This window comes from Pseudomonas sp. RP-B7, assembly GCF_059803535.1.
Genome location: NZ_JAPFHC010000044.1, coordinates 24,105 through 46,448 on the forward strand (window position 1 = coordinate 24,105; position 22,344 = coordinate 46,448).

Here is a 22,344-nt window from a genome sequence, read left to right on the forward strand (position 1 = left end):
CGCCGGGCCTCCAGTGTCGCGTGCTGGAGACGGGCACACCTTGATGCCGGTCAAGCCGTTACATCAGCGGGATGCTGTAGCTGACGATCAGGCGCGTCTCGTCCTTGTCCGCCGTGTCGTTGCCGCGCAGCACCGCGCCACGCCAGGTAAACCCCAGCCCCTTGAGGGTGCCGGTGGGGATTACGTAGTCAACGCGCAGGTCGCGTTCCCACTCACTGTTGTCGCGACTTTTGGTGCGGATATGGCTGCCGTGGATATACGTCACGCTGGAGCGCAGGCCCGGCAAGCCAAGGCTGGCGAAGTCATAGGCATAGCTGCCGACCGTGGCTTGTTCCCCGGCATTCACAAATTTCAGCGACTGCGAATTGGTGATCAGGTAGAGCGAGCGGCCTTGCCCCTGGTTGATGTGGGGGAAGTCACTTTCGCCGGTGGTCTTCTGGTAGCCGAGGCTGAGCGAGTGCCCGCTCAAGGCATAGGTAAACAGCGCGCTCCACAGGCGGTTGTCGACCTTGCCGGTGTTGACGCCGGGCCCGTAGTAACCGGCGCTGACATAGCCCTCGTCACGCCCGGCCGCGCTGGCGTTCTTGCCGTCGGCGGTGCTGTAGAAGTAGCGCAGGTCGCTTTTGAATTGCCCCACCGGCAACTGCCAGTTGTGCACCAGGCCGAGGAAGTGTTGCTGGTAGAAGTTCTCCAGGTTGGCGTAGTAGTACTGCAATTGCAGTTGCTTGCTGACGGTGTAATCCACGCCGCCATAGTAGAACTGGTTGCTGCTCTTGCCCTTGATCGGGTCGTTGGCGCCGGCAATCGACAGGCCCTGGCCGTTGCTGGAGTTACGGTCGACCACTTGTTCAAGCTTGCCGGCGATCAGGCTGACGTCCTTGAAATCCTGGGAGTCCAGTTGGTAACCCCGGAAGGTCTGGGGCAGCAGGCGGCCGTCTTCGGTGGTCAGTACTGGCAACTTGGGTTGCAGGTTGCCGACTTTCATTTGGGTCTGGGCGATGCGCAGCTTGCCGGTGACGCCGGTCTTGCTGAAGTCATGGGCGGCCTTGCCATCGTCCAGCGGGAAGACGCTGCCGGGGGTGTTGTCCTCACCGGCCTTGCCCGCGCGGCCGGAGGCATCCAGGCGCAGGCCGAGCATCTGCTGCAGATCCAGGCCGAAGCCGACGGTACCCTCGGTGAAGCCGGACCTGTAGTTGAACATGAACGCCTGGCCCCATTCCTTGTCCGAGGCGCCCCGGGCGTTGCGGGTGTCCTGGTTGTAGTAGAAGTTGCGCAGATCGAGGCTGGCTTTGCTGTCGTCGATAAAACCCGACGCAGCAACTTGCTGCGCGGCGCCCAGGGAAACGGCGAGGGCCAGGCAAGTCTTGTGATTCATGAAGGCTCCGTAAAGTAAATGAGGCGATCCCGTCGCAGCCCAGCCCTGTTCTGTGAGGCGCGGGTGGTGCTGCATATAACGGGAGCGCGCACGGTATAGGCTCGGCCGCGTGGGAAAAAGCCATGAAAACCGTCATTCACTTTTACCAGTTGCGTAACAATCTCAAGGCACTGGCAGCCAGCGACTGAACTCGCCGCGGGCGTTCAATGGGCACCAGGCGAAGTCCCATTCGGTGCCGGGCAACGCCTGGTGTTCGGCGCTGGCTGAGGGCGCATCCTTCCAATCGAACACCGTCGCGCCTTGCCAGGTCACGACCACACCCTGGGCCCCGCTGGTATCGGTATTGATCCAGCAGGCCGCCGCTGCGGCCATGAACGCCTCGATGGGTTCATCGTCGATTTGCGCGCGGTACGGCGAGGCCAGCAACCAGCGGCACACGTTCAGGTGGTAGGTCCAGTCCAGCGGGGGCCGGTGGCGGTAGGCCCAGGTCATGAAGCTGCGAAACAGGTTCAGGCCCTCGGGCGGGTCCAGTTTGAGCAGCGCCGGGCAGATGTCGAACAAGGTGTGCCAATGGGGCAGCAGGCGTGCATCGAGGTGCACGAAGCAACGGGAATTGCTCGGGTAGTCGGGCAGCGCCGGCTCCATGCGCAGGCGCCGGGACGCCTTGCTGACCAGGCGGCTGGCGCCGGCAGGCAATAGGTGATTCATGAAACGCACTCACAGTCGTGACGATAGAACGCTGCCTGATCACAGGCAGCCCAGGGCACACGTCAGAATGCGGGGGATGCGCGGGGGTTGGCCGAGGGCCAGGAGTCGCGTGGCGGCGCCTTGTTGCGCCGCTCATGGGCCGGGCGCGGGGTTTGCCCAAGGCCGAGCAGCCAGGCCAGACCGATCAGGAACACCAGCGCGACGGTCAACGCGTTGCAGACCGGGCAGGCAAAGTAGTTCGAGATGTTGCTGGAAGCCGTGCTTCCCAACCCTTTGTCGGAAATCGGCTGGCTGCCTTCGACCGAACAGAACTGCCCACCGATACCATTGAGCTCCAGGCCCATCATCTGCCCATGGCCCAAACCGCACACGAACAGGTTCATCAGCACGCAGAAGTACAGGGTCCAGGCGATCAGCGAACGGTCGGAGGGGCGCAATTTCATGGCGGCGACTCTACCACCACAGGCGCACCGAGATGAAGCACGGTGCGCCCCTGTGGCAGAACGTCGCACATTACGCGGGCTGGCTGGGGTTGGTAGACTTGGCGCCCTCCTCCTTACTCCTTTTCAAAGCCTGATGTGTAGATCCAGAGCAATGCAGGCGATTCACAGGATGCGCAGTTGATGAGTACGTTATTCACCCGCCGCAAAGTGCTGACCGGCATGGGCCTGTTAGGCCTGGGCAGCCTGCTGGGCGGCTGTGACTACAGCCCCAAGCTGAACTTCAAGTACGGCAAGGACCTCAGTGACAAGATCATGGGCCGTACCTTCAAGCTCAAGAACACCGACGGCGAGACCGTCACCCTGAGTTCGTTCCGTGGCCTGATGCCGGTGGTGTTCTTCGGCTTCACCCAGTGCCCGGCCGTGTGCCCGACCACCCTGGCCCGCGCCGCCCAGGCCAAGAAGCTGATGGGCCGCGACGGTGAGATCATGCAAGTGGTGTTCATCACCCTCGACCCCGAACGCGACACCCCAGAGATCCTCGACAAGTACGTCAAGGCCTTCGACCCCAGCTTCGAAGCGCTCTACGGCACCCCGGAAGAAATCGCCGTGGCCGCCAAGGAATTCGGGATCTTTTATGAAAAGATCCCCGCCGGCGACACCTATACCCTGTCCCACACCGCCACCAGTTTCGTCTTCGACACCCGTGGCAACCTGCGCCTGGGCCTGCAGGCATCCCTTACCGCTAAAGAGTGCGCAGAAGACCTGCTCACCGTCATGGAGGTCTGCTAATGACTGCCGTTCAACACCTCAAGCGCCTGACATTGGGCCTCACCCTGCTGACCCTCGCGGCACACGCCAGTGCCCAGGTGCAAGTCACCGACGCCTGGGTGCGCGCCACCGTGCCGGGCCAGCCGTCGAGCGGCGCGTTCATGACCGTCACCGCCGACAGCGACAGCAAGCTGCTCAGCGTTGCCTCGCCGGTGGCCAAAGACGTGCAGATCCATGAGATGAGCATGAAGGACGACGTGATGCACATGGGCCCGGTGGACTCGCTGGCGCTGCCCGCCGGCAAGGCTGTCACCCTCGACCCCAATGGCTACCACGTGATGCTGATGGGCCTCACCGGCCAGATCAAGGAAGGCGACCACGTGCCGCTGACCCTGACCGTGGAGAACGCCAAGGGCGAAAAGCAGACCCTGGAGGTGCACGCCCCGGCGCGTGGCCTGGATGGGATGGACCACAGCAAGATGCACTAAGCGCTAGTCCACAATAAACAGCTTCGCGCCGCTGGCGGTGAAAGAGCGGTGCGCCTCCATGTTGTTGCCAACCTGGTAACTCATCCCGGCCGTCAGTGTGAATCGACGGCCGTCCTCCAACTCCGTGTGCAACTCGCCTTCCAGGCACAACAGTACATGGCCACGCCTGCACCAATGATCCGCCAGATAGCCGGGGGTGTAGTCCACCATGCGCACGCGGGTCGTGCCGAAGTGGCAGGTGCGCCATACGGCGCTGCCGGTTTCGCCTGGGTAGGTGACGGGGTCGAGGGTTGACCAGTCGGTAGTGCCAAAGGGTACGGCGGTGAGGTTCATGGGGAGGCTCGGTCGTCAGTTAACGTGGGCAAGGCTAACGAGTGCAAGGCTCGGTCGATAGACACAGATCCTAGGCTTTCGGGGCATACAGAACCGCCTTCGCAGCCTCGCTAAAGCTCGACAGCTCCTACAAACCGTTCGCTCAACACACCAGTCGCTTGGTCATCGGTATACACGCCAACGCCAACCCCGACGGCGAATGGTAAACCGCCTGCTCATCCCCCACGTATCCGCGCGCCCGGTAGAAACTCGCGGCATTCAACGTCGCATCCAGCACCAGCGTGTCAATCGCCAGTTGCCGAGCCAGGTTTTCCAGGTGATCGAGCATGGCCTTGGCATACCCACGCCCGGTGAATTCAGGCAGGACAAATAGCGCTCCCACTTCGTTGTTTTCCTGGTCAAGCATCCCGGTGACGACCGGTTCGCCCTGCACCCACCCCAGGTAAAACGCTTTGTCCATCAGCGCGTTGTAGCCGTCAGCGGCGCTGCCACGGGTCCAGGACATCATCTGCTCGCGCGTATACGCACCGATGCACTGGCTACGAATGGCCAACAGGCGAATGTCGAACGCCGCTTGGGCGTCTTCCGGGGTTGCGGGTTTTATTTGCAGCATTTCAGCCTCCATGGCTTAACAGTTGGACACACCCGCCCCTCTTGCGGATGGAACCCGGTACTTGGCGTTCATCACAACGAGAAACATCCAATTAGGACGTCAAATCGAGGGTTTTTACTATGCAAGGTGTTCAATCTTCTTATTCAGCCCAGCGTTGCAGATGAGGATCAGCGATTTTCAGCGGGAATTCCAGGAACAACCGAGTAAGGCCGGCGTCAGGAACTACGAGCCAGTGGAGTAAGCAACCCCTTCAAGGGCGCCGCAATGGAGCTGGGGACGATAATTATCTAGAATGTCGCCTTCCGCTTTGTCCCCAGGAACACCCATGCCCGCCCTCACCCTGCGCAATGCCCTGCCCGCCGACGCCGCCCGCTGCTTTGAAATCGAAATCGGCGCCTACGAAGGCGATGAAGCCGCGACCCTGGAAAAAATCGCCACGCGCATTGCGCTGTACCCACAAGGTTTTCTGATTTTGGAGGCCGCTGGCGAAGCAGTGGGTTTCATCAATAGCGGCTGCGCCGATGAAGTGGTGATGTCTGACGAGGCGTTCAAGGAACTGGTGGGGCATTCGGCCGAGGCGCCAAATGTGGTGATCATGTCGGTGGTGGTTGACCCGGCACACCAGGGCAAAGGGTACTCCACGACGTTGATGAACGCGTTTGTGCAACGCATGCGCGACATGGGCAAAAAGACCATTCACTTGATGTGCAAGGACCGCCATGTAGCGTTGTACACGCGCATGGGCTATCGCTATGTGCAGCCGTCCGCGTCGGACCATGGCGGGATGGCGTGGCATGAGATGGTCATGGAGCTCTAATTCAGCGCCAATCCCGGACACAGCAGCCGGTAACGCGATTCGATCCACGGAAGGAACCACCTCGTGCCCAACGCAACACCCTTGACCTTTCAACAGGCGTTAAAAAAGAATCTCAAGCGGATACTGAATTTCTGGGCGCCCCTGAGCGTTATCTTCGCGGGACTGGGTACGCTGCTGGGGTTTTACACCCTGTCGACCTACGCATCGGCAATCGGCCGCCCGGACCTGCTGGCCGCAGCGCTGGAGGCCAAGTCAGCCCTGATCCCCTGGCTCGCCAGCGTAATGGGTATGCTGGGCGCGTACTTGCTGACACTGTTGGCGAGCACTGTCCTGTTCGGGCTCACGGTGTCGTTTTTCAATGACTCCCCGTCCCTGCAGCACAAGTTGGTGGGTATTCTCTGCGTACCTGTGCTGTCAGGCATCGTTGCCATGCTCTGGTATAGCTTCGAAGGACCTGAACGGAACGCCCTATGGGAAGTGCTCTATGTTGCGCTTTGGCTTGTGCTCAGCCTGATTGCAATGCTGGCAACCACCACCTTCCGATTTGCCGTCGATGTCTGTGCAACCATGGCGAGCCCCGGCCACCCCAGGAGCTGGCGGCTGCGCGGCTTCTTTGTACTGATGGTGTCATTGCTGCTGTTCAGCACCGTGCTCTCTGCCGTATTCCCCGCCAGCCTGATTCTGAAAGCCTATACCGGGGAAGACACCCCCGAAGCGGTGAGCCGCTTGATGTATATCTCGATGTTCGCCGCATGCGTCACGTTGATGCCTGTGGTGGTGTTCTACGTCAGCAAGGCCGACCTGTTCAAGCGCCTGGCCCTGGGCCTGTTGGCCGTCGCTGTGGCGGGGGGGATGATTATTGCAATTTCGCCGGGAAGCCCGGCAGCGATCGTTTACGCTGCAGCCGGGGTGATGAACGTGCGTGCCCCCGTAGAAGCGCGCTACTGGCTGACGAAAACCTACGCCAGGGAAGATTTCGAGAGCGCCACCTGGGGCGACGTGCAGATATTGCGTGGCAAGCCTGTAGTGTCCGCGTTCCCGTTGTTTTCCTTCGGCGATGTGTTGTTGCTGTGCCCGACCAGCCGGGTCAAAACGACACTCAAGGATTGGCCGCAACAATCGGCCTACTGTGTACTGACCCAAAGCAGCAACGCCATCCGGATGCCAAAGAACTCGGACACCATAAGCCCTCCCAAGCCGACCACAGACAACAAAACCAAAAAACCAGGCCCCTCGACATGACCCAACCCCTGATCGAAATCGGCGACCAGATTGATCTCCAGGCACAACAGATCATCGGCGATGGCCTTGCCGCCTTCAACAAACACGCCACTGGCTATCACGACCGACGGCCGCTGACGGTGCTGATCAAAGACCCACACACCGGGCAAACCCTCGGTGGCATCACTGGTCGCAGCGCGTTTGGCATGGCTTTTCTCGACCTGTTCCACCTGCCCGAGCCCCTGCGCGGTTCGGGCCTGGGCAGCCGATTGTTGCAGGCCTTTGAAGATGAAGCGCGGCGCCGCGGTTGTAGCAGTGCCGTGCTGTACACCATCAGCTTCCAGGCGCCGGGGTTTTATGAGAAGCGCGGCTGGATGCGCTTTGGTGAAATCCCGTGCGAGCCCCAGGGCAGCAGCCGGGTGTTTCTGAGCAAGGCGTTGTAGCTGGGCGCTTCACCAACTCCCCGAAACGCCCCCACCACCGCTCGAACCACCGCCCCCCGACGAACTGCTGCTGGAGCTGGAGCTTGAACGACTGGAGCCCGAGCTTGAGCCACCGCTGGACCCCGAGCCGCCACCGGTCTTGCCAAAGATAAACAGCGCCGCAAACGAGGCAATCGGGAAAGCAAACAGCCAGTCGTTGCGCCCCAACTCCATCAGCAACCCCGCCGCCACGTACACCGCCACGGCCGCCAGCAACCGTGCGACGAAGCCTGCCCGGCTGCGCGTCCAGGCGTCTTTCATGATGACGAACAGGATCAGGTACAAGCCCAGCACCAGCAGACCCAGCAGCGGGAATGCCAGCCAGTGCAGGAAGTTCACATCGGTGTATTGGTTCGCCGCGAGCAGGATCGCGATGTAGCCCAACAGGCCCAGCACGCAATAAAACACCGTGCGTGCCTGCCACAACGCGCCGAACGTGGCGCCGCCAATCAGCAAGGTCAGCGGCAGTATCAGCAGGTACACCGCCCACTCCCGGCCGCCAGCCAGCACCGCAAGCAGCAGCGTGATCGTCACTGCGGCCACCAATGCCTTGCGCCAGCGCAGCTTGCCGGCTGCCAGCAGTACACCGCCGCCGCCACCGAGCACAAATGCCAGCAACACCGCGATCGCCCCTGGCCCTACCGCGAGCCCCGCCACCGCAGGCAAGTCACCGCCATCCACCAACAGCACCAGATCGTCTACGCCTTGGGCGACACCTCCCGCGAAATCGCCCTGGCGAAACGCCGGGGTGATGTGTTCTTCGATGATGCGATGGCTCAGCAAGTCGGTGACGACGCCTTCAAGGCCGTAGCCCACTTCGATGCGCACCTTGCGATCATCCTTGGCCACCAGCAGCAGGATGCCGTCATTGATGTCCTTGCGCCCCAGCTTCCAGGCGCGGAACAGTTGGTTGGCGTAGTCCTCGATGCTCGCATCGCCGGTGGTGGGCACCAGCAACACCGCCACCTGCGCGCCTTTGCGTTGCTCCAGGGCAGCGAGTTGCGCCTTCAGACGGGCGGTGGTGCCAGCATCCAGGGTGTTGGTGAGGTCGATGACCCGCTGATCGAGGGCAACCCCAATCGGTGAATTGTCAGCCTGGGCGGTGACAAACACACTGGCCAACACCAGCACCCACAGACCCAAGACCGCTTGCCGCACGCACCGCATCATGTTTGTTACCTGAAGTTTCTTCCTGAAGGCCGCGACTTTACCTTATCGCGGCTATAACACGTGACCCCACGCGATTGACTATCTAAACTCCGCCCACACACAGCAAAACGCCATAACCGAGAAGCCCATGAACCTTCGCCTCCGCAACAACGTCAGTGTGATGGGCAACGGCCGCTCGACCCTGGTGTTCTCCCACGGTTTTGGCTGCAACCAGGCCATGTGGCACTACTTGGCGCCGCCATTCACCGAACACTTTCGCGTGGTGATGTATGACCTGGTCGGCGCCGGCCTGTCGGACCTCAGCGCGTTCGACAAGCACAAGTACAGCACGCTGGACGGCTATGCCCGCGACTTGAACGAGCTGATTGACGCCTTCACCGTCGGCCCGGTGATTCTGGTGAGCCACTCGGTCAGCGCGATGATTGCCACCCTCGCCGACCGCCGGGCCCCCGGACGCATCGCCGCCCACGTGATGATTGGCCCGTCGCCGCGCTACATCGATGCCGATGGCTATGTCGGTGGTTTCAAGCGCAGCGACATCGATGACCTGCTCGACACCCTCGACAGCAACTACCTCGGCTGGTCCAGCGCCATGGCCCCAGTGATCATGGGCGCGCCTGAACAGCCCGCGTTGAGCGAGGCCCTGCGCGACAGTTTCTGCCGCACCGAACCGGAGATCGCCAAGCAATTTGCGCGGGTGACGTTTATGTCCGACAACCGCAAGGACATCGCCCGCCTGGCTACCCCGGTGTTGATCCTGCAATCGAGCGACGACCTGATCGCCCCCGTGGCCGTCGGCGAATACCTGCACGGCGTGTTGCCCAACAGCACCTATTGCCTGGTGGACAACGTCGGCCATTGCCCACACATGAGCGCGTCGCAGGCGTGTGCGGCAGCGATGGAGAGTTTCCTCGCACCCTGGACCGTCGCCCATGCCGACTAAGCTGTTCGACAACGCCGCCTGTGCCCTGGCCGCAACGGCGGAGGACGGCACGCTCCTGCACACCAACGCACGGTTCAGCGAATGGCTCGGGTTCAGCGCCGTGGAGTTGTGCGGGCGGCGTTTCCAGGACCTGCTGACCATGGGCGGGCGGATCTTCCACCAGACCCACCTGGCGCCAATGCTGCGCCTGCGTGGCAGTGTCACCGAAGTGAAGCTGGACATGCTGCACCGCGACGGGCACAAGGTCACCGTGCTGCTCAATGGCACCCGGCGTGAACAAGCCGACGGCGCGGTGTACGACCTGGCGTTGTTCGGCACCACCGACCGCGACAAGTACGAGCGCGAACTGCTCAACGCACGCAAGCTGGCCGAAGCACTGTTGCAGGAAAAAACCACGACGGAACTTGCCCTCAAGCAAGCCCAGGCCGAACTCGGCGAGGCATACGCCATCGCCCAGCGGCGCGCGCTGTTTGCCGAGCAGATGGTGGCGATCGTCAGCCATGACCTGAAAAACCCGCTCACGGCGATCCGCATGGCTTCGGATTTCCTCAGCCGTAGCGAACGCAGCGCCAAGGAGCGCCAGTTGCTGGGGCACATCGGCCAGTCCTCCGAACGCGCCCAGCGCATGATCGCCGACCTGCTGGACTTCACCCAGGCCCGGGTCGGCCACGGCATCAGCATCAAGGCCGCACCGCTGGACCTGCACGCAGTGACCCGCCAGGCGGTGGATGAACTGCGCGTGGCATTCCCCAAGGCGATCCTCGCGCATCACACCATTGGCAGCGGCGATGCCAGCCTCGACGCCGACCGCGTGCAACAGATCATCGGCAATCTGGTGGCCAACAGCGTGGCCTATGGCGACCTGCAACAACCGATCAGCATCACCTCGCGGCTGGGGGCTGGGCAGTGTGAAGTGGCGGTACACAACCACGGCGCCGTGATCCCCGCAACCCTGCTGGCCGGGCTGTTCGAGCCCATGACCCGCGGCACCGACCAGGGCAGCGACGTGCGCAGCGTCGGCCTGGGCCTGTACATCGTGCGGGAATTGGCCAGGGTCCATGGTGGGGATGTGGCGGTGAGCTCTACTGAGGGCGGCGGCACCACGTTCAGTGTGCGCTTTGTGGGAGATGGGGGTGGACCCGTCAATGTTGCCGGTGACTGACTTCAGCCAATACTGAACACCGTCCCCTGCATCACCGGCTCCACACTCCCCGTCAACACCACACCGCCCTCGCCCGCCCACTGCACGGTCACCGTGCCGCCGTCGCACTGCACCTGCACCGTGGCATCCAGCAAGCCACGACGGATGCCATTGACCACCGCTCCGCAACAGCACGAACCGGAGCCCAATGGCACACCGCCGCCGCGCTCCCAGATGCGCAGGCGGATGTGCCCACGGTCGAGCACTTGCACAAAATGCACATTGGTCTTGGCCGGAAACAGCGGGTGAATTTCCAACGCAGCACCTACGGCGGCCACATCGACGGCGGCAAGATCCGCCACAAAAAACGTGCAATGCGGGTTGCCCATGCTGCAGGCCGCCGGCTCGCCCTCAAGGGGCAACCTCAGCGTATCCAGGGCCTCGGCCAAGGGCACGGCGGCCCAGTCCAGGGACGGCTCGCCCATGTTCACCGAGACTTGCCGCCCCGCCTGCCGCACACACGTCAGCAAACCGCGGTCGGTGCGCAACACGATGGAATCGCTGCCCGCCTCCAGCATCAAGCGATCTGCCACGCCACGGGTCGCGCTGCCGCAGGCCTGCAGCGGCGTGCCGTTGGGGTTCCAGAACTTGATCCGCGCCGCTGCATCATCGCAGTCGAGCACCACGGCGAGCTGGTTGAAACCGATACCGGTATGGCGGTTGCCCAGGCGGCGTGCGACTTGCGCGGTGATCGGGTCGTCGCGCCCACGGCGGTCAACGATGATGAAGTCATCGCCGTGGGCGTGCATTTTTACGAACTGCAAGGGCATGGGTGGTCCTTATTCGAGCCGGGAGATGAGTTGCAGGGTGGGTCAGAGCGTGGTGCCCATGGCCTTCATCAGCACCAGATCCCGCGCATAAATATCCGGCGCGTAGACCAAGCCACCCTGGCGGTCGACTTCCACCGTCCAGTACCCCAACAGCACCGGCACCGGCGTGGCCAGGCGGAATTCGTGGGTTACCCCAGTGGCCAGCAGTTCATCGGTGCGCGCACGTTCGGCCGGGCTCACCAGCAGGTCACGCAGCATCAGCGGCTGTTCGACGCGCACACACCCGGAGCTGAACGCCCGTGGGCCCTTGCTGAACAGCGGCTGGCTCGGCGTGTCGTGCAGGTACACCGAATACGGGTTGGGAAAGCGCATCACGATCTTGCCCAGCGGGTTGCGCGGGCCGGCTTCCTGGCGCAGCAGGATGTTGCCGGGGCGCGCCCAATCGATCTGTTCGGGTGCCAGCGGACGACCTTCGGGGTCGAGCACCTGCAGGTTTTGCTGGCGCAGGTACTCGGGGTTGAGGCGGATGGCCGGGAGTTTGTCCTCGCGCATGATGGTCGGCGGGATGGTCCACGTGGGGTTGAGGGTCAGCCGGGTGATGCGCGACTTGAGCAACGGCGTCTGGCGCTCGGCGCGGCCGACTTGCAGGCGGGTTTGCCACACCGGGATGCCACTTTGGTACACGCTCAGTTGCGCGGCGGCGACGTTGACCAGCACGCCCTCGGGTTCCAGGTCCTGGGCCAGCCAGCGGAAGCGTTCGAGGTTGATGCGCAGCTGTTCGCGGCGAATTGCCGGGCTGATGTTCAGCTCGGCCACGGTGCCGGCCCCGATCACACCGTCAGCCTGCAGGGAGTGGCTGAGCTGGAAGGCCTTGACTGCCTTGACCAGTTCGTCGCGGTACAGCTTGCCGGCGGGCGCGGTGGCCAGGTAGCCGCCACTGACCAGGCGCCGCGCCAGTTCCGGCACGCGGGGGTCGTCCATGCCGGGACGCAATAAAGGACCGCTGGCGACCGCGTCCCAGTGCGGCAATGGTTGCTGACGCACAGTGGAATAGGCGTTGCGCAGGCTGCGGTACAAATCGGCGCTGGGCCGCGCCTGATCGAAGGCTTGGGCCATGTCGCGCAGGCCGGTGGCGGCAAAGGCCAGCACTTCGGTGTTCGGGTCGCGGGTTGGCGGCTGGGCATGCCATAGCGGTTCGTAGCGCGATTGTTGCAGGCGGCCGTAGTGCAAATCCTGCAAGGCTTGCAGGTAGTGGCGGCTGCCATCGATGTCGCTGCACAGCACATTGGCCGTGGCATCCGGCGTGGGTTGGCTATAGTGGGTGGGGTCCAGGCCGTCGTCGGCGAGCAGCAACAGTTGGGTGTGCAGTGCTTGGCGTTGTTCGGCGGACCACAACGGAACGTCGCCTTGCTGCTGGTAGAACGCTTGCAGGCGCACCAGCGCGGCGGCGTCAATCTGCGGCGCGAGGCTGGGGCAAACACCGGGCAGTGCCGCCAGGGCTTGTTGAATCGGGCTGGGTGAAACAATTGGCACAGGTTCGGCCGCCAGCTCATCGGCTGTCGCGACCAGTGGTGCAACGAGCAAGCAAATGCTCAAGTAACATGCGTGTTTTTTGAACAATTGGCTTAACTCCAATCCACAGTGGGGGGATGTACTGTAGATGCTAACTTTTTTGTGCCGCCTGGGTTTGATCACCATGAGCCTGGCCGCGTTGGGCAATTATGCACTCGCCGCCAATGGCAACCCTCCTTCCTTGTATAGCAGCCTGGCGCGCTCGGCTCCAGAACTCAATCCCACTGTACTGAAAAGCGCCCTGAGCGCGATGCAATGTGCGGTCAACAATGGCGAGGAACGCTCCGAGCGCCTGGCCGTGATCGACTACTCCCAGCCCTCGACCGCACGTCGGCTATGGATCTTCGACCTGCGCAAAAAGACCCTGGTGCTGCGCGACCTGGTGGCCCATGGCGCCAAGTCCGGGGAAAACTTCGCCACGCAGTTCTCCAATCGCGAGGGCAGCCATCAATCCAGCCTGGGCCTGTTCCGCACCCAGGAAAGTTATCTGGGCACCCACGGCTACTCGTTGCGCATGGATGGCCTGGAACCGGGCTTCAATGATCAGGCCCGCGACCGTGCGCTGGTGATCCATGCGGCCGATTACGTCAGCCCCCTGTGGAGCAAGCGCGAAGGCCGTATCGGCCGCAGCCAGGGCTGTCCCGCCGTGCGCCCGCAGGTGGCACGCCAGGTGGTAGACAAACTCAAGGATGGGCAGTTCATGTTTTCCTGGTATCCGGACCAGCACTGGCTGAAGTCGTCGACCTACCTCAACTGCAAACCCCAACAGGTGGCGAGTAGTCGTACAATCCGTGGCGGATAGCCTGTCCCCATCGATAAAAGAGAGCATCGCATGCTGCTACATACGTCCACCTGGATCGAAGTCGGGCAGTTCCTGGAACGCAGCCGCACGGTGGTGATCCCCATCGGCTCCAACGAACAGCACGGCCCCACCGGCCTGCTGGGCACCGATTGGATGTGCCCGGAAATCATCGCCCATGAGGCGCAGAAAAATGCCGACATCCTGATCGGCCCGACTTTCAATATCGGCATGGCCCAGCATCACCTGGGCTTTCCCGGCACCATCTCGCTGCGCCCTTCCACCTTTATTGCTGCGATTGGCGATTGGGTGCGCTCGCTGGCCGGGCATGGTTTCGACAAGATCCTGTTCCTGAACGGCCACGGCGGCAACATCGCCACGATTGAGGCGGCGTTTTCCGAGCTGTATGCCGAAGCGAGCTTCGCCCGCCGTCCGGCCGGGTTTGCGCTGAAGCTAGTCAACTGGTGGGACCTGGAAGGCGTCAACGACCTGGCCCAGAAGCAGTTTCCGGTCGGCCATGGCAGCCATGCCACGCCATCGGAGATTGCAGTGACGCAGTGGGCGTACCCGCAGTCGATCAAGGTCGCCGAGTACTCGCCGCAGATCGCCAACACCGGGCCGATCCGCGAAGCGCTGGACTTCCGCGCACGTTTCCCCGACGGACGCATGGGCTCGGACCCGGCGCTGGCGACAGTGGAGAAAGGTGGGGAGTTGGTGGCGTTGGCGGCGCTAGGTTTGGTCAAGACGGTCAACGCGTTCAGCAACGAAGCCAAGCCCTAGGTCACACACAGATCAAAAATGTGGGAGCCCGCTCCCACACAAACCCAGCTCAACAGTGGATTGGTGCTGTGCAGACTACTTGCACTCCTGCGCCACCAACTCCAACCGCGACGGCGTCAGCGTCGATGCCAACGGCTTGCGCTCATACAAGAACACCTTGGTTCCGTCCTGGGTCTTGTAGGCCTCCAGCACATCATCCGCCGCAATCTTGCTGGTCAACACCACCTTGGCGTGACGCGAGTTCTGCGTGACGGTCGAGGTGATGCCGTGTTTTTCAAGCTTTGGCAGCACACACTGGGCATAGCCTTCAGGGGTCTTGGCGGTGAGCAGGGTCAATGTCGGCGCATTCGGGGCAGACACACAACCGGCCAGCCACAGTGAAGCAAAGGCCAGGGCCGGGGCGAAAAAATAACGCATATAAATTCCTGAAAAAATAACAAAAAAGTTCACATCAACCGGCTTGGACCAACGCCTTGAGCGATGCATCAAACCGTTGCAAGGCCGCTTGCTGGACATCCCGCTGCTGTTCGATCTGCGCGGCAATTTCCGGCGCCGCCTTGTCATGCACCCACACCGACGGTACTTGCCGACGCACAGCACCTTCGGCCTTGGCGATGTATTGCAGGTTCGCGTTGTAGAACCGTGCGATAAAACGTGCCTCGACCTGATCGTTCCGCGGAGTCAGCAGTTGATTGTGGGTATCGAGCATCACCACCACATCGGGGTGTGCCTGCACCAGGGCATCCAGGTTGTCGTAGACGGTGACCGACAAAAAGGTGCCTTGCAGCGAGTTTATCAACCAGTCGATAGCCAGTTCCGGGTCGGAACTGTTGACGAACGCCTGGCGGATACGCTCGTCGAGGGCATCCCTGGCGCCGTTCAAGGCCATGTCATGGTAGCGTACAAGGTAACTGAGGTTGTCGCGGGTATTGTCGCTTAACAACACCCCTACCGACTGCGCATGTTGCAGGGAGTCTACGCTAGCGTCGATAGGTAGCAAATGGCTACTATCCAAATCATCGGCGATGGCCGCGTTGTTCATGGCCACCGAGCCCAGCATCACCAGCATCAAACCCAGCTGAATTATCGTCCTCATCGCGCGTTTCCTTGAACAGCGTTTCGATGGGACAATTTTGCGCTTTTCCTGAAAAAACAGAACTTGCGATCCGTGATGGTGACTATTATCTGAACCAATAGTGCCTAGATAAAAATAGATAAGGACCCGCCATGAAGCCCCACCAGAAAACCTTCGACCGTATCCGCGATGCCGTACTGCCGGAGTTTCGCGAGCGGATCGCCGACTACCTGGTCGACTATGAGACGGTACTGCAGGACGAAACGGCCGACGCCGAGCAACGTTGCGCCAGCGCCCAGCAATTGCGCGGTTACCTGCGTGGTTTGAACACCACACGGGTACTGGGCATGGCCGACTGGGAAGACCTGGACCGCCGCGTGGCCCAGGAATGGCTTTAAACCGCTAGAGCGCAGGCCGCTGCAGGTTGACCCAGGCTTGTACCGACGGCCGCTGCCATTGGCGTTGCGCATAGGCGACCAACTCGGCGGGCACGTTGTCGCCATTGAGAATCAGGCGATTGAGCATCACGGCCAGGTCCACATCGGCAATCGACCACGTGCCAAACAGAAAGTCCGGGTTACCCGCCAACAGCGCCTGTGCCGCACTGATCAACTTCTGCGCGGCAGCCTGGGCCGCAGGCGAAAAGGGCGGCATCTTTTGCCCGTAGAACACCACCAGCGTCGAACGTTCCTGGCGGATGGGCAGCAAATCGCTGCGCAACCACGCCTGGACCTGCCGCGCCCTCGCCCGCTGCTTGGGGTCGACGGGGTACACCACCGTCGCGGGGTACGCCTCGTCCAGATACTCGGTGATTGCCGAGGATTCCGACAGGGCAAAGTCACCGTCCACCAGGGTTGGCACGCGTTGGGTCAGGGACAATTGGGTGAAATCCGCAGCCTGCTGTTGCGCCGAGTCCAAGTCCAGGGTCTGCGTATCAAACGCCAAGCCCTTCTCGCGCAGCGCGACAAATACCGACATCGCGTAGGGGCTGGTGAACTGGGCATCAACGTACAGGCGCAACGAGGGTGAGTTCATGACAGGGCTCCTTGGGTGAAAGCCCACGTTACGAGATGGCTGGCAAGAAAGACAATGGCAGCTTTTTATAGGGGCATTCCTGGCGGGAATGCTGGGACCTATCCGGCGAACCCGCCCTTGTCCAAAAAGGCCTGCTCGTGCTCAGTGCTGACGCGGGCCAACACCCTGTTGCGATGAGGAAACCGCCCGAAGCGCTGAATAATCTCGGCATGTTCCTTGGCCCAGTGGTAGGTGTTGGCGTCCAGCGCCTGGTTGAGCACCAGGGAACGCTGCTGGTCCACCGGGTCTTCAGAATGTTCGAACGGTAGGTAGCAGAACGCACGCAAGGCAGGCTCGATCAACTGGTCCAACCCGGCCTCGACCATGCGCCCGGCATACAAGCGCGCCAACGGGTCGGTGGCGAACATATGGGCAGTGCCGCGAAAGGCATTGCGCGGGTATTGGTCGAGCAGGATCAGCAGGGCCAGGGCGCCCTCTGCCGAGTCCAGCCAGCTTTCCAGCTCACGGCGGGCGGCTTGCAGGTGGGCGCTTTGGAAGGTGTCGCGGAAGCTGGCGTCGAAGGCCTCGTCCTTGGCGAACCAGCGTTTGGGGCCGGCGTGTTGCCAGAAGTCGATGACGGTTTTCGGGGTGGTCATGGTGAAGGCCTGCGAAAGCGGTTTGGCAGACCTTAGCAGAATCCAAGGCACGACGAAGCTCGCTCCCACAGGTTAGAAACCGACAGCGGGCAGATTAATGTTATAGAATAACACCCGCCTTCCCCCCTACCCTGCGACCCTTGCCCATGACCGACGCTGTCCCCCTGCGCCAACGCCTGCTTTCCATCGACGCCCTGCGGGGCCTGGTGATCCTGTTCATGCTGCTGGACCACGTGCGCGAAACCTTCCTGCTGCACCGTCAAGTCAGCGACCCGATGAGCATCGACAGCACCGAACCCAGCCTGTTTATCAGTCGCACCCTCGCCCACCTGTGTGCGCCGGTGTTTGTCTTGCTCACCGGCTTGTCGGCGTGGCTGTACGGCCAGAAATACCAGGGCCGCCGCGATGTGTCGGCGTTTCTGTTCAAGCGCGGGCTGTTTCTAGTGGTGCTGGAATTCACCCTGGTCAACTTCGCCTGGACCTTCCAGATGCCGCCAGCAGTGATCTACCTGCAAGTCATCTGGGCAATTGGCGTGAGCATGCTCGCCCTCGCCGCCTTGGTGTGGTTGCCGCGGCCGCTGTTGATCGCCGTGGCGATTGGGATTATCGCCGGGCACAACCTGCTGGATGGCCTGCACTTCGGGCCGGGCTCGATGCTGCAGAACGGTTGGGCGATCCTGCATGAGCGCAGTTGGATCGAGGTCGGCGACAACCTGCGCCTGCGCATCACCTACCCGGTGCTGCCGTGGATCGGCGTGATTGCCTTGGGCTACGGCCTCGGCCCGTGGTTCGCCAACGGCTCACCGCCGCTGCTGCGTCAGCGCTATTTGGCGCTGGCGGGCGTGACTGGGTTGGTCGGCTTTGTGCTGTTGCGTGCGTTCAATGGTTACGGGGAGAAGCCTTGGCAGAGCTATGACAGTGGCGTGCAGACGTTGATGAGCTTTTTCAACGTGACCAAATATCCGCCTTCGCTGCTGTTCCTGGCGCTGACCTTGGGCATCGGTCTGCTGCTGTTGCTGGCGTTTGAACGGGCCGGGCACGCACGTTGGATCGGCCTACTGGCCACGTTTGGCGCGGCGCCGATGTTCTTTTATCTGCTGCATTTGTATGTGCTGAAAGTGTTCTATGTGGCTTGCATTGCGCTGTTTGGCCTGAATCATGGCAGTTATTTCGGCGTCGACGGTATGGGCGCAATTTGGCTGGTAGCGCTGTTGCTGCCGTTGGTGCTGTATCCGCCCGTGCGTTGGTTTGCGGGGCTCAAAGCACGGCGTCGTGACTTGGCCTGGCTCAAATACCTCTGACTCTGCGCAGGCCAAATGTGGGAGTGGGCTTGCTCGCGAATGCGCTGAATCAGCCAGTGAATCCGTTGACTGACACACTGCATTCGCGAGCAAGCCCGCTCCCACATTTTTTTGAACCGTGTACTGCTCAGGAATCAGGCCAGTTCAGCACGCAGCTGGCGGGCGGCCGTGACCATGTGAATCAACGCCGCTTCGGTCTCCGGCCAGCCACGGGTTTTCAAGCCGCAATCCGGGTTCACCCACAAACGCTCGGCCGGAATCCGCTTGGCCGCCTTGCGCAACAAATTGGCCATCTCCGACGCATCCGGCACCCGTGGCGAGTGGATGTCGTACACGCCCGGACCGATTTCGTTCGGGTAAGCGAAGGCTTCAAACGCCTCCAGCAACTCCATGTCCGAGCGCGACGTTTCGATGGTAATCACATCGGCATCCATCGCCGCAATGCTCTCGATCACATCGTTGAACTCGCTGTAGCACATGTGGGTGTGGATCTGGGTTTCGTCGCGCACACCCGAGGCGCACAGGCGGAATACTTCGGTGGCCCAGTCCAGGTAGTGCTGCCACTGCGCCTGGCGCAACGGCAAACCTTCACGGAACGCCGCTTCGTCGATCTGCACGATCTTGATGCCGGCCGCCTCCAGGTCCACCACTTCGTCACGAATCGCCAGGGCCAATTGCCGTGCCTGCACTTCGCGGCTCACGTCTTCGCGGGGGAATGACCACATCAGCATGGTCACCGGGCCGGTCAGCATGCCCTTCATCACTTTGTGGGTGAGGCCTTGGGCGTAGCGGATCCACTCCACGGTCATGGCTTTCGGGCGGCTCAGGTCACCAAAAATCACCGCCGGTTTCACGCAACGTGAACCGTAGCTCTGCACCCAACCGAACCGGGTGAACACATAGCCGTCGAGTTGCTCGGCGAAGTACTCAACCATGTCATTACGTTCGGCTTCACCGTGCACCAGCACGTCCAGGCCGAGGTTTTCCTGCACTTCCACGGCGTGCTTGATCTCGCTGTGCATGGCTTCGACGTATTCGGCTTCGCTCAACTTGCCGGCCTTGTACGACTGGCGCGCCAGGCGGATCGACGCGGTCTGCGGGAACGAACCGATGGTGGTGGTCGGAAACAGTGGCAGGTTCAGGCCCGCGCGCTGCTGCTCGATACGCTGGGCAAACGGCGACTGGCGCTGGCTGTCCCTGGCAGTGATCGCCGCAACCCGCGCTTGCACCGCAGGCTTGTGGATACGCGGCGACGCGGCGCGGGCGGCTTGCACGGCACGGCTTTGTGCCAAGGCCGCGACAACATTCGCTGCCTCGGGTTGATTGACCGCCTGGGCCAGCACCGCCACTTCGGCGCATTTCTGTACGGCGAATGCCAGCCAGCTTTTCAGCTCCCCATCCAGCTGGTCTTCACGCCCCAGGTCCACCGGGCTGTGCAGCAGCGAGCAGGACGGCGCCACCCACAGGCGGTCACCCAACTTGTCATGGGCGTGCTGCAGCGTCGCCAGGGCTTTTTCCAGGTCGCAGCGCCACACGTTACGGCCGTTGACCACGCCCAGGGACAGCACTTTGTAAGCCGGCAGGCGGTCGAGAATGGTCGGGTACTGCTCCGGCGCCCGCACCAGGTCGATATGCAAACCATCCACCGGCAGGTTCGCCGCCAAACCGAGGTTCTCTTCCAGCCCACCAAAATAGGTGGCCACCAGCTTTTTCAGCGGGTCGCGCTGGATCAGGTTGTAGGCACGCTCAAACGCGTTTTTCCAGTCCTGCGGCAGGTCCAGCATCAGGATCGGTTCGTCGATCTGTACCCACTCAACCCCCAATTCGGCGAGGCGCTGGAAGATCTGGCCGTACAGCGGCAGCAGGCGATCGAGCAGGTCGAGCTTGTCGAAGTCGCCGCCCTTGGCCTTGCCCAGCCACAGGTAAGTCAGCGGGCCGATGATGACTGGCTTGACGTTGTGGCCCAGCTCGCGGGCTTCCTGCACCTCTTCGAACAGTTGATCCCAGCCCAGGTGGAACTGCTGGTCAGCGCTGAATTCAGGCACCAGGTAGTGGTAGTTGGTGTCGAACCACTTGGTCATCTCCTGGGCGTGGGCGCCGCCGCAGCAGCTGTCGCTGACGCCACGGGCCATGCCGAACAGGGTGTGCAAGGTGGCTTTGCCATCGGCTGGGCGGAAGCGCTCGGGGATCACGCCAAACATCAGCGAGTGGGTCAGCACCTGGTCATACCAGGCGAAATCCCCGGCGGGCAGCAATTCGAGACCGGCCTGTTTTTGCAGGTCCCAGTGGGTTTTGCGCAGGTCACGGCCCACGGCGCGCAAGCCAGCTTCATCGAGCTCACCCTTCCAGAACGCTTCCTGCGCTTTTTTCAGTTCACGATCGCGTCCAATGCGCGGAAATCCCAGGGAATGAGCGACTGCCATGACTAACAACTCCAATGTCGATATTTATGGCAGCCATTGTCGACAGTCAGCGATAGTGAGACAAACTCATATTATTCTAGATGATCACAAGATCTACTCATGTTGAGATCAGGTGTACATAGAACGCGTGGAACATGAAATACGCACACACCGCCAGTGCCACGCCCATGCAGCGATTGAACACGGTGAACGCCGACGAGCCATTGATCCGCCGTCCGAGCACTGCACCCAGCAGTGAATAAACCCACGGCGCGCCGAACGCACCAACCGCCAGCACCGCCGACACAAGCGCGATGGACACCCCGGTGATGTGCGCCGCCGGCAGCATCACACTGGTGATCGGCAACACCGCCATGATGCCCTTGGGGTTGAGCAACTGGATCACCAGGCCATTCCAGAACGTGAGGGTTTTGACGGGTGCGGTTGCAGTCGTTTCATCCACGACCGTGCGCGCAGTGAATACCTGATAGGCGAGATACAACGTGTACGCCCCGCCAATCAACGAGATGTACGGCAACGCGGCCTGGGAAATGATCGCCTCGCCGGTGTAGCCAAACAGCACAAACAACAGCAGCATCGCGCACCCCACACCGATGAAAAACCCGGTGGAACGGCGAAACTGCCCGGTGAGCCCGGCGTTGAGGCCCATGAAATTCACAGGGCCGGGGCTGTACATGACGCTGAAGGCGTAGAGGAAGATGTCCATGGAAAACCTGTAGTAGAAGAAGTCTGGCGAGTCTACTGAGGCGTGTTCGGGGAATTCTTGAACGTTTGTGGTGCGCCCTCAACGGGAGCAAGCTCCCTCGCCACAGGTATAGTGTTTGCCTGCAACTTTCAGGAACGAAAGCAACATGGATGCCATCACCCACTGCCATTGCCGCAAATGCCAGAAAAGCCATGGCGCGGCGCCCGCTGAGACAGGCGCACAGCTGCGTTGAATCGAAGGCGACATGGGCTGAATGAAGATCAAAGGTGGGTCAGGCGACATCTCTACCAGCAGTGCCGCCGCCTTCGCAGCCTCGCCAAAGCTCGACAGCTCCCACAGGGAATAGGGTTTGCAGGCTGTGTCAGGTGTACACAGTTAAAAAATGTGGGAGCTGGCTTGCCTGCGAAGGCGGCGGATCAGGCGACATCTCTGCCTGCCGTGCCGCCGCTTTCGCAGCCTCGCCTAAGCTCGACAGCTCCCACAGGGAATAGGGTTTGCAGGCTGTGTCAGGTGTACACAGTTAAAAAATGTGGGAGCTGGCTTGCCTGCGAAGGCGGCGGATCAGGCGACATCTCTGCCTGCCGTGCCGCCGCTTTCGCAGCCTCGCCAAAGCTCGACAGCTCCCACAGGGAATAGGGTTTGCAGGCTGTGTCAGGTGTACACAGTTAAAAAATGTGGGAGCTGGC

At 61.7% G+C, this 22,344-nt stretch carries 25 protein-coding genes; 11 read left to right on the forward strand and 14 right to left on the reverse strand.

What is annotated here, in order from left to right; genetic code table 11:
- Window positions 1-58 precede the first annotated feature (58 nt).
- From OPU96_RS26680 to OPU96_RS26690, 3 genes are all read right to left on the reverse strand, one after another.
- On the reverse strand, window positions 59-1,375 hold the full coding sequence (locus OPU96_RS26680) for an OprD family porin (protein ID WP_498559993.1): 1,317 nt from the start codon (window positions 1,373-1,375) through the stop codon (window positions 59-61).
- Window positions 1,376-1,537: 162 nt separating this feature from the next.
- The gene (locus tag OPU96_RS26685) at window positions 1,538-2,083 is read right to left on the reverse strand and encodes a putative natural product biosynthesis protein (protein WP_498559994.1); all 546 of its coding nucleotides are present in this window, start codon (window positions 2,081-2,083) and stop codon (window positions 1,538-1,540) included.
- A gap of 62 nt (window positions 2,084-2,145) precedes the next feature.
- Window positions 2,146-2,526 carry a DUF2946 domain-containing protein gene (locus OPU96_RS26690; RefSeq protein WP_192300776.1) on the reverse strand — a complete coding sequence of 127 codons (381 nt, stop codon included), beginning with the start codon at window positions 2,524-2,526 and terminating at the stop codon, window positions 2,146-2,148.
- 180 nt (window positions 2,527-2,706) lie between these two features.
- On the opposite strand from OPU96_RS26690, the gene OPU96_RS26695 reads away from it, so the two are divergent.
- Together OPU96_RS26695 and OPU96_RS26700 are read left to right on the forward strand one after the other, a co-directional pair.
- The gene (locus tag OPU96_RS26695) at window positions 2,707-3,315 is read left to right on the forward strand and encodes an SCO family protein (protein ID WP_016976099.1); all 609 of its coding nucleotides are present in this window, start codon (window positions 2,707-2,709) and stop codon (window positions 3,313-3,315) included.
- On the forward strand, window positions 3,315-3,782 hold the full coding sequence (locus tag OPU96_RS26700; protein WP_192300777.1) for a copper chaperone PCu(A)C: 468 nt from the start codon (window positions 3,315-3,317) through the stop codon (window positions 3,780-3,782). The genes OPU96_RS26695 and OPU96_RS26700 overlap by 1 nt, the downstream gene beginning before the upstream one ends.
- Window positions 3,783-3,785: 3 nt before the next feature.
- Here OPU96_RS26700 and OPU96_RS26705 read toward each other — a convergent pair whose 3' ends face one another.
- Both OPU96_RS26705 and OPU96_RS26710 read right to left on the reverse strand, forming a co-directional pair.
- Window positions 3,786-4,115 carry a DHCW motif cupin fold protein gene (locus OPU96_RS26705; protein ID WP_226457514.1) on the reverse strand — a complete coding sequence of 110 codons (330 nt, stop codon included), beginning with the start codon at window positions 4,113-4,115 and terminating at the stop codon, window positions 3,786-3,788.
- A 142-nt stretch (window positions 4,116-4,257) separates the two neighbouring features.
- Window positions 4,258-4,728 carry a GNAT family N-acetyltransferase gene (locus OPU96_RS26710; RefSeq protein WP_498559995.1) on the reverse strand — a complete coding sequence of 157 codons (471 nt, stop codon included), beginning with the start codon at window positions 4,726-4,728 and terminating at the stop codon, window positions 4,258-4,260.
- 325 nt (window positions 4,729-5,053) lie between these two features.
- Between OPU96_RS26710 and OPU96_RS26715 the strand changes: the two genes are divergently transcribed.
- The 3 genes from OPU96_RS26715 to OPU96_RS26725 all read left to right on the forward strand — a co-directional run bounded on the left by OPU96_RS26715 (window position 5,054) and on the right by OPU96_RS26725 (window position 7,209).
- Window positions 5,054-5,545 carry a GNAT family N-acetyltransferase gene (locus OPU96_RS26715; protein ID WP_498559996.1) on the forward strand — a complete coding sequence of 164 codons (492 nt, stop codon included), beginning with the start codon at window positions 5,054-5,056 and terminating at the stop codon, window positions 5,543-5,545.
- A 63-nt stretch (window positions 5,546-5,608) separates the two neighbouring features.
- The gene (locus OPU96_RS26720) at window positions 5,609-6,787 is read left to right on the forward strand and encodes a hypothetical protein (RefSeq protein ID WP_498559997.1); all 1,179 of its coding nucleotides are present in this window, start codon (window positions 5,609-5,611) and stop codon (window positions 6,785-6,787) included.
- On the forward strand, window positions 6,784-7,209 hold the full coding sequence (locus OPU96_RS26725; protein WP_498559998.1) for a GNAT family N-acetyltransferase: 426 nt from the start codon (window positions 6,784-6,786) through the stop codon (window positions 7,207-7,209). Before OPU96_RS26720 ends, OPU96_RS26725 begins: the two co-directional genes overlap by 4 nt.
- 9 nt (window positions 7,210-7,218) lie before the next feature.
- Here OPU96_RS26725 and OPU96_RS26730 read toward each other — a convergent pair whose 3' ends face one another.
- Window positions 7,219-8,418, reverse strand: coding sequence for a TPM domain-containing protein (locus tag OPU96_RS26730; RefSeq protein ID WP_498559999.1), 1,200 nt, complete (start codon window positions 8,416-8,418; stop codon window positions 7,219-7,221).
- A 127-nt stretch (window positions 8,419-8,545) separates the two neighbouring features.
- Between OPU96_RS26730 and OPU96_RS26735 the strand changes: the two genes are divergently transcribed.
- Both OPU96_RS26735 and OPU96_RS26740 read left to right on the forward strand, forming a co-directional pair.
- Complete coding sequence (locus OPU96_RS26735) at window positions 8,546-9,361, forward strand: alpha/beta fold hydrolase (protein ID WP_498560000.1); 816 nt, start codon at window positions 8,546-8,548, stop codon at window positions 9,359-9,361.
- A complete protein-coding gene (locus tag OPU96_RS26740) occupies window positions 9,351-10,523 on the forward strand; it encodes a PAS domain-containing sensor histidine kinase (RefSeq protein WP_498560001.1) in 1,173 nt (390 codons plus the stop codon). The genes OPU96_RS26735 and OPU96_RS26740 overlap by 11 nt, the downstream gene beginning before the upstream one ends.
- Window positions 10,524-10,525: 2 nt before the next feature.
- On the opposite strand, the gene dapF is transcribed toward OPU96_RS26740, so the two are convergent.
- Both dapF and OPU96_RS26750 read right to left on the reverse strand, forming a co-directional pair.
- Window positions 10,526-11,332 (reverse strand): diaminopimelate epimerase, encoded by an 807-nt coding sequence (dapF, locus tag OPU96_RS26745; protein ID WP_498560002.1) that lies wholly within the window; start codon window positions 11,330-11,332, stop codon window positions 10,526-10,528.
- Between the two features lie 42 nt (window positions 11,333-11,374).
- A complete protein-coding gene (locus OPU96_RS26750; protein WP_226457505.1) occupies window positions 11,375-12,952 on the reverse strand; it encodes a L,D-transpeptidase family protein in 1,578 nt (525 codons plus the stop codon).
- A gap of 40 nt (window positions 12,953-12,992) precedes the next feature.
- Between OPU96_RS26750 and OPU96_RS26755 the strand changes: the two genes are divergently transcribed.
- Complete coding sequence (locus tag OPU96_RS26755; RefSeq protein WP_192300789.1) at window positions 12,993-13,706, forward strand: murein L,D-transpeptidase catalytic domain family protein; 714 nt, start codon at window positions 12,993-12,995, stop codon at window positions 13,704-13,706.
- A 30-nt stretch (window positions 13,707-13,736) separates the two neighbouring features.
- The gene (locus OPU96_RS26760; RefSeq protein ID WP_226457504.1) at window positions 13,737-14,483 is read left to right on the forward strand and encodes a creatininase family protein; all 747 of its coding nucleotides are present in this window, start codon (window positions 13,737-13,739) and stop codon (window positions 14,481-14,483) included.
- 75 nt (window positions 14,484-14,558) lie between these two features.
- Here OPU96_RS26760 and OPU96_RS26765 read toward each other — a convergent pair whose 3' ends face one another.
- Together OPU96_RS26765 and OPU96_RS26770 are read right to left on the reverse strand one after the other, a co-directional pair.
- Window positions 14,559-14,900, reverse strand: a complete 342-nt coding sequence (locus OPU96_RS26765) for a hypothetical protein (RefSeq protein ID WP_192300791.1) — start codon at window positions 14,898-14,900, stop codon at window positions 14,559-14,561.
- A gap of 34 nt (window positions 14,901-14,934) precedes the next feature.
- Window positions 14,935-15,579 carry an ATPase gene (locus tag OPU96_RS26770; RefSeq protein WP_498560003.1) on the reverse strand — a complete coding sequence of 215 codons (645 nt, stop codon included), beginning with the start codon at window positions 15,577-15,579 and terminating at the stop codon, window positions 14,935-14,937.
- A 131-nt stretch (window positions 15,580-15,710) separates the two neighbouring features.
- Between OPU96_RS26770 and OPU96_RS26775 the strand changes: the two genes are divergently transcribed.
- Complete coding sequence (locus OPU96_RS26775) at window positions 15,711-15,956, forward strand: hypothetical protein (protein ID WP_192300793.1); 246 nt, start codon at window positions 15,711-15,713, stop codon at window positions 15,954-15,956.
- A 4-nt stretch (window positions 15,957-15,960) separates the two neighbouring features.
- On the opposite strand, the gene yfcF is transcribed toward OPU96_RS26775, so the two are convergent.
- Window positions 15,961-16,593: a glutathione transferase gene (gene yfcF, locus OPU96_RS26780; protein ID WP_498560004.1), complete on the reverse strand. Its 633-nt coding sequence runs from the start codon at window positions 16,591-16,593 to the stop codon at window positions 15,961-15,963.
- A gap of 98 nt (window positions 16,594-16,691) precedes the next feature.
- Window positions 16,692-17,228, reverse strand: coding sequence for a DUF924 family protein (locus tag OPU96_RS26785; protein WP_498560005.1), 537 nt, complete (start codon window positions 17,226-17,228; stop codon window positions 16,692-16,694).
- Window positions 17,229-17,374: 146 nt separating this feature from the next.
- On the opposite strand from OPU96_RS26785, the gene OPU96_RS26790 reads away from it, so the two are divergent.
- The gene (locus tag OPU96_RS26790; protein WP_226457500.1) at window positions 17,375-18,529 is read left to right on the forward strand and encodes an acetyltransferase domain-containing protein; all 1,155 of its coding nucleotides are present in this window, start codon (window positions 17,375-17,377) and stop codon (window positions 18,527-18,529) included.
- Window positions 18,530-18,663: 134 nt separating this feature from the next.
- Here the strand turns inward: OPU96_RS26790 and metE are convergent, their stop codons facing one another.
- Both metE and OPU96_RS26800 read right to left on the reverse strand, forming a co-directional pair.
- On the reverse strand, window positions 18,664-20,952 hold the full coding sequence (metE, locus tag OPU96_RS26795) for a 5-methyltetrahydropteroyltriglutamate--homocysteine S-methyltransferase (RefSeq protein WP_498560006.1): 2,289 nt from the start codon (window positions 20,950-20,952) through the stop codon (window positions 18,664-18,666).
- Between the two features lie 97 nt (window positions 20,953-21,049).
- Window positions 21,050-21,658 carry a LysE family translocator gene (locus OPU96_RS26800; RefSeq protein WP_192300798.1) on the reverse strand — a complete coding sequence of 203 codons (609 nt, stop codon included), beginning with the start codon at window positions 21,656-21,658 and terminating at the stop codon, window positions 21,050-21,052.
- Window positions 21,659-22,344: the final 686 nt, after the last annotated feature.

Bases quoted from the DNA above. Each gene is read 5' to 3' on its own strand.
- OPU96_RS26680 (WP_498559993.1), bottom strand. From the start codon at position 1,375: ATGAATCACAAGACTTGCCTGGCCCTCGCCGTTTCCCTGGGCGCCGCG.
- OPU96_RS26685 (WP_498559994.1), bottom strand. From the start codon at position 2,083: ATGAATCACCTATTGCCTGCCGGCGCCAGCCGCCTGGTCAGCAAGGCG.
- OPU96_RS26690 (WP_192300776.1), bottom strand. From the start codon at position 2,526: ATGAAATTGCGCCCCTCCGACCGTTCGCTGATCGCCTGGACCCTGTAC.
- OPU96_RS26695 (WP_016976099.1), top strand. From the start codon at position 2,707: ATGAGTACGTTATTCACCCGCCGCAAAGTGCTGACCGGCATGGGCCTG.
- OPU96_RS26700 (WP_192300777.1), top strand. From the start codon at position 3,315: ATGACTGCCGTTCAACACCTCAAGCGCCTGACATTGGGCCTCACCCTG.
- OPU96_RS26705 (WP_226457514.1), bottom strand. From the start codon at position 4,115: ATGAACCTCACCGCCGTACCCTTTGGCACTACCGACTGGTCAACCCTC.
- OPU96_RS26710 (WP_498559995.1), bottom strand. From the start codon at position 4,728: ATGCTGCAAATAAAACCCGCAACCCCGGAAGACGCCCAAGCGGCGTTC.
- OPU96_RS26715 (WP_498559996.1), top strand. From the start codon at position 5,054: ATGCCCGCCCTCACCCTGCGCAATGCCCTGCCCGCCGACGCCGCCCGC.
- OPU96_RS26725 (WP_498559998.1), top strand. From the start codon at position 6,784: ATGACCCAACCCCTGATCGAAATCGGCGACCAGATTGATCTCCAGGCA.
- OPU96_RS26730 (WP_498559999.1), bottom strand. From the start codon at position 8,418: ATGATGCGGTGCGTGCGGCAAGCGGTCTTGGGTCTGTGGGTGCTGGTG.
- OPU96_RS26735 (WP_498560000.1), top strand. From the start codon at position 8,546: ATGAACCTTCGCCTCCGCAACAACGTCAGTGTGATGGGCAACGGCCGC.
- OPU96_RS26740 (WP_498560001.1), top strand. From the start codon at position 9,351: ATGCCGACTAAGCTGTTCGACAACGCCGCCTGTGCCCTGGCCGCAACG.
- dapF (WP_498560002.1), bottom strand. From the start codon at position 11,332: ATGCCCTTGCAGTTCGTAAAAATGCACGCCCACGGCGATGACTTCATC.
- OPU96_RS26755 (WP_192300789.1), top strand. From the start codon at position 12,993: ATGCTAACTTTTTTGTGCCGCCTGGGTTTGATCACCATGAGCCTGGCC.
- OPU96_RS26760 (WP_226457504.1), top strand. From the start codon at position 13,737: ATGCTGCTACATACGTCCACCTGGATCGAAGTCGGGCAGTTCCTGGAA.
- OPU96_RS26765 (WP_192300791.1), bottom strand. From the start codon at position 14,900: ATGCGTTATTTTTTCGCCCCGGCCCTGGCCTTTGCTTCACTGTGGCTG.
- OPU96_RS26770 (WP_498560003.1), bottom strand. From the start codon at position 15,579: ATGAGGACGATAATTCAGCTGGGTTTGATGCTGGTGATGCTGGGCTCG.
- OPU96_RS26775 (WP_192300793.1), top strand. From the start codon at position 15,711: ATGAAGCCCCACCAGAAAACCTTCGACCGTATCCGCGATGCCGTACTG.
- yfcF (WP_498560004.1), bottom strand. From the start codon at position 16,593: ATGAACTCACCCTCGTTGCGCCTGTACGTTGATGCCCAGTTCACCAGC.
- OPU96_RS26785 (WP_498560005.1), bottom strand. From the start codon at position 17,228: ATGACCACCCCGAAAACCGTCATCGACTTCTGGCAACACGCCGGCCCC.
- OPU96_RS26790 (WP_226457500.1), top strand. From the start codon at position 17,375: ATGACCGACGCTGTCCCCCTGCGCCAACGCCTGCTTTCCATCGACGCC.
- metE (WP_498560006.1), bottom strand. From the start codon at position 20,952: ATGGCAGTCGCTCATTCCCTGGGATTTCCGCGCATTGGACGCGATCGT.
- OPU96_RS26800 (WP_192300798.1), bottom strand. From the start codon at position 21,658: ATGGACATCTTCCTCTACGCCTTCAGCGTCATGTACAGCCCCGGCCCT.